Annotated in this window: 7 protein-coding genes and 1 pseudogene; 2 read left to right on the top strand and 6 right to left on the bottom strand. The window is 68.3% G+C overall.

Annotation, left to right across the window (positions count from 1 at the left end; all coding sequences use genetic code 11):
* Positions 1-468: 468 nt before the first annotated feature.
* Positions 469-1,062 carry an EF-hand domain-containing protein gene (locus NBRGI_RS17895; RefSeq protein WP_029897712.1) on the top strand — a complete coding sequence of 198 codons (594 nt, stop codon included), beginning with the start codon at positions 469-471 and terminating at the stop codon, positions 1,060-1,062.
* 88 nt (positions 1,063-1,150) lie between these two features.
* On the opposite strand, the gene NBRGI_RS17890 is transcribed toward NBRGI_RS17895, so the two are convergent.
* The 6 genes from NBRGI_RS17890 to NBRGI_RS17865 form a co-directional block, all read right to left on the bottom strand.
* A complete protein-coding gene (locus NBRGI_RS17890; RefSeq protein ID WP_029897711.1) occupies positions 1,151-1,561 on the bottom strand; it encodes a YybH family protein in 411 nt (136 codons plus the stop codon).
* Between the two features lie 115 nt (positions 1,562-1,676).
* On the bottom strand, positions 1,677-3,062 hold the full coding sequence (locus NBRGI_RS17885; RefSeq protein WP_029897710.1) for an APC family permease: 1,386 nt from the start codon (positions 3,060-3,062) through the stop codon (positions 1,677-1,679).
* 138 nt (positions 3,063-3,200) lie between these two features.
* The gene (locus NBRGI_RS17880; protein ID WP_029897709.1) at positions 3,201-4,346 is read right to left on the bottom strand and encodes an LLM class flavin-dependent oxidoreductase; all 1,146 of its coding nucleotides are present in this window, start codon (positions 4,344-4,346) and stop codon (positions 3,201-3,203) included.
* A gap of 13 nt (positions 4,347-4,359) precedes the next feature.
* Positions 4,360-5,364 (bottom strand): ABC transporter substrate-binding protein, encoded by a 1,005-nt coding sequence (locus NBRGI_RS17875; protein WP_029897708.1) that lies wholly within the window; start codon positions 5,362-5,364, stop codon positions 4,360-4,362.
* A complete protein-coding gene (locus NBRGI_RS17870) occupies positions 5,361-6,158 on the bottom strand; it encodes an ABC transporter ATP-binding protein (protein ID WP_235210999.1) in 798 nt (265 codons plus the stop codon). Before NBRGI_RS17870 ends, NBRGI_RS17875 begins: the two co-directional genes overlap by 4 nt.
* Positions 6,131-6,868: an ABC transporter permease gene (locus tag NBRGI_RS17865; protein WP_036559676.1), complete on the bottom strand. Its 738-nt coding sequence runs from the start codon at positions 6,866-6,868 to the stop codon at positions 6,131-6,133. Before NBRGI_RS17865 ends, NBRGI_RS17870 begins: the two co-directional genes overlap by 28 nt.
* Positions 6,869-7,190: 322 nt before the next feature.
* Between NBRGI_RS17865 and NBRGI_RS43920 the strand changes: the two are divergent.
* Positions 7,191-8,697, top strand: a pseudogene (locus tag NBRGI_RS43920) (flavin-containing monooxygenase).
* Positions 8,698-8,777: the final 80 nt, after the last annotated feature.

The raw sequence follows: 8,777 nt of genomic DNA, 5'->3' as shown, positions 1-8,777 counted from the left end.
GTGCCGTCCCGCGGCGCAGCGCCGCGCGCATGTTTTAGCGTCCCGCGCGTGTGTCGGTCGGCTGACACGCGCGCGGGGTGACGATAGGTGCGCGGCAGTGTTCAACCCAAACGCCGGAGCGAGGAGACCTCTGCCGGGGCGCGCGGTGTGCAGCGGGTCGGTGGTGTTGCGGGTGCGGGGTGACGGTGTCGAGGCGGTCGAGGACACGGAGACCGGCAGTGGTGACTTGTCCCCCCGTTCGGAGGGAACCGATGTCGGCTGACGGCCACGACGGCAGGTATCTGGCGCCATCGAGATCGCCGCTCGGCCCGCTTCCGGCGAAATGCCGCGGCGGTGCGCAGCAACCGCGCGTGACGGCCGAATCCCGACCGGCCGCGGCGCGCGCTCCCTAACATGGTTGGGGTGCGGGCAGCGGTCTCGCCCGTTCTGGTTCGTCGCGTTGTCCGAAGACCCAGGAGAGGATGAGACGTGTCGGTTCCTGATCTACTGAGCGCCAAGATCGGTCACGGTTTCGATCATCTCGACGTGGACGGCGACGGCCGACTGACCGAGCACGACCATGTGCTCTGCGGACAGCGGGTGGCAGCGTCGCTGGGTTATCCGCCGAATTCCGCTGCGGAGCAACGCATCATCGATGCCTACCTGGCGATCTGGCGGGATCTGCACCTGCCACACATTCCCGATGGCGGCACCGCGATCACCCGGGAGCAATTCATCGCCTCCACCCGGACCCTGGCCGCGGATCCGGCCGCAGCGGCGGCGACCGTCGGCGCGCTGGCCGAGGCGTTCCTCGCGATCGCCGACATCGACGGCAACGGCAGTGTCGATCCGGGCGAGTTCGTGGCCTTCCAGCGCGGCCACTTTCCCGGCCTGACCGACGAAGAAGCACACGAGGCGTTCACGCACCTCGACGTCGACAGTGACGGACGGCTCTCGGCCGCGGAATTCACGCAGGCGATCATCGAGTTCTGGTCCAGTGCCGACCCGAACGCCCCTGGCAACTGGTGGATGGGCCGCCCCGACTTCGTCCCCGCCCCCGTGAACCGAAAGAACTCTCGATGACGGCCCACCTATCTGTCGCTTGGTCCACCTATCGGAAGCGGGCGTTCGGTCCGGACAGTTCGCCTAAGGAATTCCGCCTCGACCACTTTCAGATCGGGGGCAGGGTGGTGTCGGGGAACGAGTGGTGTTCGTGGGTGACGGTCCAGCGGTCGTCTTGTTTGCGCAGACCCAGGGTCAGGCGGAGGCGGCGGGCGGGGTTCTCGGCGAATTCTTCGGGGGTGCCGCACAGGAGCAGGGCGTGGGCGAAGGCGACGTCGGCGCCCGCGGTGATGTCGAGGGAGACGATCTCGAAGGTCGCGCCCTGGGCCTGCCATTCGAAAAAGCCGGGCCAGGCCGCGCGGTAGGCGTCGATACCGCGCAGCCCTTCGTCCGGCGGCGGGACGTCGAACATGACGATGTCGGGTGCGTGATCGGCGAGGACGGTGTCGAGGTCGCCGGCGTGCACGGCCGCGGCCCACCGCTCGATCAAGACCCGGATCTGCTTCTCGTCGTCCGACATCGTCAGTCGTCCCTTCGTCTGGGCCTCACCGGCACCGATCGGCATCTGTGAGCCTGCCGAAAACGCGCATGCGACGCAATGGATTCCGGGGGATATGTGATATTTCCCGAGCCGGTCAGGCGAGGGTGGAGCGTTTGCGGCTGTAACCCAGGTAGACGGCGATGCCGATGAGCACCCAGACCGCGAACCGCACCCAGGTCAACCCGTCCAGCGTGGTGGCGAGCAGCACGCAGCCGACGAGCGCGAGGATCGGCACGAACGGGACGAGCGGCGTGCGGAACGGCCGTTCCCGGTCCGGTTCGGCCCGCCGCAGCACCAGCACGCCGACGCACACCACGGCGAACGCCGACAGCGCGCCGATGTTCACCAGCTCGACCACGATATCGATGGGCAGCAGCCCGGCGATCGCGGCGCAGAACACGCCGAGGATCAGGGTGAGCCGGACCGGGGTCGAGCGCTTACCGGTCTGGGCGAGCCCGAAGGGCAGCAACCGATCTCGGCACATCGCGAAGCTCAGTCGCACCTGCGCGTACACGATCAGCAGCAAGCCCTTGGTGAGCGCGATGATCGACGCGATCACGATGACGTTGCCGATCCAGCCGATGTGCAACCCGCTGAACGCGGTCGCGATCGGCGCGCCGTTGTTCAGCGTGGCGAACGGCGCGATACCGGTGAGCACCGCGCTCACCAGCGCGTACAGCAGCGTGGCGATGAGTACCGTGCCGATGATCGCGAACGGGACGTCACGGCGCGGATTGCGCGCCTCCTCGGCCGAGGCGGCGACCACGTCGAAGCCGAGGAAGGCGAAGAAGGCGATCGCCGCGCCGCCGATGATGCCGCTGAAACCGAAGGGCGCGAACGGAGTCCAGTTCTGCACGTCGATATGCGGCGCACCGACCGCGACCACCAGCACGAGCACCCCGATGGTCACCCCGACCAGCGCCTTGGTGATCTTCGCGGTCAGCGACACCTCGCCGACCAGCACCGCGACGATCACGCCGATGATCAGCACGGCGGGCAGATTCACGATCCCGCCTTCGGCCGGGCCCGCCGCGATGGCGTGCGGCACGGTGATGCCGAACATCGAATCCAGTGCCGACACCGTCGTGCCCGACCAGCCGATCGCGACGGCCGCGCCGGCGATGACGAATTCGAGCAGCAGATTCCAGCCGACCAGGAACGCCGGACCTTCGCCGAGCGTGGCGTAGGTATAGGTGTAGGCGCTGCCGGACACCGGCACCATCGCGGCGAGCTCGCTGTAGCACAGCGCGACGAGCACGCAGACCGTGCCGGCCAGCACGAACGACAGCACGATGGACGGCCCGGCCTTCTCCGCGGCGGCGACACCGGTGATCACGAAGATGCCCGCGCCCACGATGGTGCCGACGCCCATCGCGGTGAGGTCGATCCGTCCGAGCCTGCGCGCCAGCTTCGGCGCTCCGTCGGTGGTCGCGGTGTCGGGGACGCGGCGGCGCCAGCGCTGAGCGGGTGCGGTGGTCATGACTCCCTTATGAGCTCGTCCAGCGGTCCCGCCGGTGCGCCGGACCGAAGGACATTCTCATCGAAGTCAGTCAGTGATCGTTAACTGGGGATCCCCACCCCGTTCTCCGCACCTTGTTTTGCCTGCGACTTTGTCAGGTCAGCTGCTCGACGACGCCGCGAACGGCGTGGCGGCGCGCGGGGCGGCCGGACGCGACGGATGCCGCCACAGTCCCTTGCGCTCCAGGATGGGCAGCACCCCTTCGCCGAACCAGTACGCCTCCTCCAGGTGCGGGTAACCGGACAAGATGAAGTGGCTGATGCCCAGCTTCGAGTACTCGATCAGGCGCTCGGCCACCTCGGCGTGCGAGCCGACCAGCGCGGTGCCCGCGCCGCCGCGCACCAGCCCGACACCGGCCCACAGGTTGGGTGCGATCTCGAGCCGGTCGGTGCTGCCGCCGTGCAGTTCGGACATCCGCCGCTGGCCTTCGGATTCGCTGCGCGCCAGGCTGGCCTGCACGCGTTCGATATCGGCCGGGTCTATGCCCTGCAGCAGCCGATCGGCTTCGGCCCAGGCCTCTTCGGCCGTGTCGCGGCTGATCACGTGGATGCGCAGGCCGTAATCGAGCACCCGGCCCTCGTCGACGGCGAGGCGGCGGATCCACTCCAGTTTCCTGCTGACCGCGAGCAGCGGTTCGCCCCAGGTGAGGTAGGTGTCGGCGTAGCGAGCCGCGACCGGCCCGGCGGGCGCGGAAGAACCGCCGAAGAACACCGGCGGGATCGGATCGGGCCGGTTGCTCAGTAGCGCGTCCCGGACTTTCACGTGTGCGCCGTCGAACGAGATCGGTTCCTGCGAGGTCCACAGCTCGCGGACCACGTGCAGGAATTCGCCGGTGCGCGCGTAACGCTGTTCCTTGTCCAGGAAGTCGCCGTAGGCCTGCTGCTCGTGCGGTTCGCCGCCGGTCACCACGTTCAGCAGCAGCCTGCCCTGCGAGTGCCGTTGGAAGGTACCCGCCATCTGCGCGGCCAGCGTCGGGCTGACCAGGCCGGGCCGGAACGCGACCAGGAACTTCAGCGTCTCGGTGGTGTCGACCATCATCGCCGTGGTGAGCCAGGCGTCCTCGCACCAGGCGCCGGTCGGGGTGAGCACCGCCTCGAATCCGTTGTGCTCGGCGGCCGCGCCGATCTGGTTCAGGTAGCGCAGCGTCGCCGGACGGTCGCCGGACATGAAGGTGCCGTGCCCGCCCGCGACCAGGCCGCGGGAATCACCGTAGGTGGGCAGGAACCAGTGGAACGACAAAGTCATGGGAGCCAACTCCTCAGGCAGCGGGGAACAGGTCGTTGAAACGGGTGTCGATGTAGTCGGTGATGGTGACCTTGCGGGGGATGAGCCCCGCCTCGGCGAACGCGTCGGCCACGCTCTGCTCGGCCGCGATGGTGGGGGTGTCGAGCTGATGGTCGAGGTAGCGCCCGCGTTTGACCACGGTGAGGATCACGTCGTAGGGCAGGCCGGTGAGTTCTGCATAGGTTTTCGCCCACTGCTCGGGGTGCTCGTTCACCCACGTGTGCGCGCGGCCGATGCGGCCGAGCAGATCACGCAGCGCGGCGGCGGTCCCCGTGCGGTCCAGCGCCTTGGTCCCGGCCACGTAGAAGGCGTCACCGCGGATGTAGCCGTTGCCGTCCACCAGGATTCGCGCGTTCGACTGCTGCTCGGCCTGCGCGGTGTAGGGGTCCCAGATCGCCCAGGCGTCGACCCGCCCGGTGGACAGCGCGGCCAGTGCGTCTGGTGGCTGCAGGTACTGCGGCTCGATCTGATCCCACTTGATCCCCGCCTTGTTCAGCACGGCGAGCAGGTGATGGTGCGCCGAGCTGCCCTTGGTGACGGCGATCTTCTTGCCGCGCAGGTCTTCCGGCGTGCGCAGCGGGGAATCCCTGGGCACGACGATGCCCTGGCCGTCCTTGCCCGACTGATACGCGCTGACGATCTTGATCGCCGACTTGGCGGCCGCCGCGAACACCGGCGGCGCATTGCCGACGCCGCCGAAATCGACTGCGCCGGAATTGATCGCCTCCAACATCGGCGGGCCGGCCTGGTACTGCGACCACTGGATCTGGTACGGCGTGTTGTCCAGCTCGCCCGCGGCGGTGAGCAGCGCCTGCAGCCCGGTGCCCTTCTGGTCGCCCAGGTGCAGCGTCACCTTGGCCAGATCTACTGAACCGTCCGGGCGGACCGCCGCGTCGTCGGCCTGGTCGGACCCGCAGGCGGTGCCGACCGCCACGACCAGCGCGAGAGTCGTTGCGAGCAGCAGCCTTCTGGCTTTCATTCGATTCCTTCCGGTGCCACGCCGAGTTCGGCGAGCAAGGTGTTGCGTAGGGAGAGCAGTCGGGGGTGTTCGCTGCGGCGCGGGCGCGGCAGCTCGATGCGGGACTCGTGGGCGATCCGGCCGTCGCCGAGCACCAGCACCCGGTCGGCCAGCCGCAACGCCTCCTCGACGTCGTGGGTGACCAGCAGGACGCCGGGTTTGCGGCGCTGCCACAAATCGATGACGAGCCGGTGGATGGTGATCCGGGTGAGGGCGTCCAGGGCGCTGAAGGGTTCGTCGAGCAGCAGCAGCTCCGGCTCGCGCACCAGGGCGCGCGCCAGGCTGACACGTTGCGCCTCGCCGCCGGAGAGGGTGAGCGGCCACGCCTGCGCCCGTTCGGCCAGGCCGACCTCGGCCAGGGCGGCCCGCGCCGCCTGTTTCGGATCCGCTCGGCGCAGACCGAAATACACGTTGGCCAGCACGCGCTTCCACGGGACCAGGCGCGGCTCCTGGAAGGCGACGGCGATCGTGCCCCGCGTGCGCAACTCACCCTGCACCTCCTGGTCGAGACCCGCGAGGGCGCGCAGCAGGGTGGACTTGCCCGAACCGCTGCGGCCGAGCAGTGCGACGAACTCACCAGGGGCGATATCGAGATCGAGGCCGTCGAGCACGCGCCGCCCGTCGAAATCCCGGACGAGGCCCCGAATATGAGCGACGGGCGCCGTATCGGTGGCGGAAGTGGTTTCCAGCCTTGGTGTTTCGGGCGTGATGACCCGTTCGTCGGTGATCACTGCCCCAGGAACCCGCGCCGCCATGCCAACGCCTTCCGCTCGATCAATCGGACCAGCGCGTCGGTCAGCAGACCGAGCACGCAGTACACCAGCAGGCCGACGACGATCACGTCGGTCCGCAGGAATTCGCGGGCGTCGTTGATCAGAAAGCCGAGGCCCGCATCGGCGTTCACCTGTTCGGCCACGATCAGCGCCAGCCACGCGACGCCGAGGGACTGCCGCAGGCCGACGAGCGTCTGCGGCAGTGCGCCCGGCGCGACGATGTGCCCGAGCAGTGCGAGGCGGCCGAGTTGCTGCACCCGGGCGAGCTCGGCGAGTTTGCCGTCCACGCCGCGGATACCGGCGAAGGTGTTGAGATATAACGGGATCGCCGCGCCGAACGCGACCAGCACCACCTTGGGCAGCTCGCCGATGCCGAACCACAGGATGAGCAGCGGGATCAATCCGTAGAACGGCACCGTGCGCAGCATCTGCATCAGCGGGTCGACCACGTACTCACCGATCGTGCTCAGCCCGGCCAGTACGGCGAGGCCGATGCCGAACACCGCGCCGATGGCGAACCCGGTCGCCGCGCGGCCGAGCGATACCGCGATCGCCTCCTGGAGGGTGCCTTGTCCGAGCAACTCGCCCGCGGTGTGCAGGATCGTTATCGGGGAGGCGAGCAGTCGTTCCGGCAGCACGCCGGTGGCGCTGGCGAGCTGCCAGGCGAGCACCAGGACGAGCGGGCTCACCATCCGCAGCCAGGACTTGCGCGGCCGCCACCGAGCGGCCGACCGAACCCGAATCGGTGTCGGCTCCAAGACAATTGATGACACGCGACACCTCGGGTAGGGGACAGGGCCCGCGGTGCGCACCAGGGCGCGCCGCAGTCATCCATGCTGAGCGCCCGGCGCCGCGGCGTCATCGTTTGCAACCAGCCAGGTTTTAATTGCGGCGTCTTTCGGCGGCAGCGATTCAGCAACCCGACTAGACGTAACTGTCGATAACACGTAACCTGGCGTCAACTCTGGGCGAAGGTGACCAGAGCTCGACCGACCAGACGAAACGAGTTCCCCAATGACGCGGCATGTCGACGTACTGATCATCGGTGCCGGGCTTTCCGGAATCGGTATGGCCTGCCACCTGACGCGCGAGCAGACCGGACGCAGCTACGCGATCCTGGAGCGCCGCGCCGCCATCGGTGGCACCTGGGATCTGTTCAAGTACCCGGGCATCCGCTCCGATTCGGACATGTACACCTTCGGCTACGGCTTCCGCCCGTGGAACGGCACCAAGGTGCTCGCCGACGGTCCGCACATCCGGCAGTACGTCGAGGACACCGCGCGGGAATACGGCGTCACCGAGCACATCCACTTCGGCCGCAAGGTGACCACGGCCCGCTGGTCCAGCGAGACCGAGACCTGGACGGTGGAGGCGCTCGACGAGCAGACCGGTGCGGTCGAGACATTCACCAGCAACTTCCTCGCCGGTTGCACCGGGTACTACGATTACGACAACGGCTACCGCCCCGAATTCCCCGGTGAAGCGGACTTCGGCGGGCAGATCGTGCACCCGCAGCACTGGCCCGAGGATCTCGACTATCGCGGCAAGCGGGTCGTGGTGATCGGCAGCGGCGCGACCGCTATCACGCTGATCCCCGCGATGAGCGGCGACGCCGCGCACGTCACCATGCTGCAGCGCTCGCCGACCTATATCACCACGCTGCCCGCCAACGATCCGGTCGCGGTAGGCATGAAGCTGGCGAAGGTGCCGGAGAAGGTGGCCTACCGGATCGGGCGAGCGCGCAATATCGCCTTGCAGCGCGCCAGTTTCCAGCTCTCGCGCACCAATCCCGCGGCCTCGCGCCGGGTGCTGCTCGCCGCGGTGCGTGCCCAGATCGGCAACAAGATCGACATGCGGCATTTCACGCCGTCCTATGATCCGTGGGATCAGCGGCTGTGTGTGGTGCCCAACGGTGACCTGTTCCGGGTGCTGCGCAGCGGGAAAGCGTCCATCGTCACCGACCGCATCGAGACCTTCACCGAGAACGGCATCCGGCTCGCGTCCGGCGCGGAACTGCCCGCCGACATCGTGATCAGTGCGACCGGGCTGCGAGTGCAGATGCTCGGCGGGGCGACCCTCGAAGTCGACGGCGAGCCCGTCGTCACCCGGGACCGCGTCGTCTACAAGGGCGCGATGCTCAGCGGCGTCCCCAACGCGATCATGGTGCTCGGCTACACCAATGCCTCGTGGACCCTGAAGGCCGATCTCACCGCCGAATATTTCTGCCGGACGCTCAACCACATGCGCGACCACGGTTTCACCCGGGTGGAAGCGATCGCCGAGGAATCCGACCGTTCGTCAGATTCCGTCATGGGCGGCGCGCTCACCTCGGGCTACATCCAGCGTGGCGACGCCGTCATGCCCCGGCAAGGCACCCACGGCCCGGTGCGAGGTCATCAACAATTACTTCCGGGACCGCAAAATGCTCCGCAAGTCCCCCTTGGACGACGGCGTCCTCACCTTCACCCGCGCCCCGCACACCGCCCAAGCGCGCCCCCTGGAAACCAGCCGCACCGCATAGTCCCACCACCGTCCCCGGACCGCCCGCGAGGCGAGTCCGTATCCCGGCTGACGAGCAGTCCCCGGCGTGGCGTTCGCAGG

The organism is Nocardia brasiliensis IFM 10847 (assembly GCF_000710915.1).
Taxonomy (GTDB): domain Bacteria; phylum Actinomycetota; class Actinomycetes; order Mycobacteriales; family Mycobacteriaceae; genus Nocardia; species Nocardia brasiliensis_A.
Note: the sequence above shows the minus strand (reverse complement) of the source record. Positions and strands in the feature narration are given on the sequence as shown.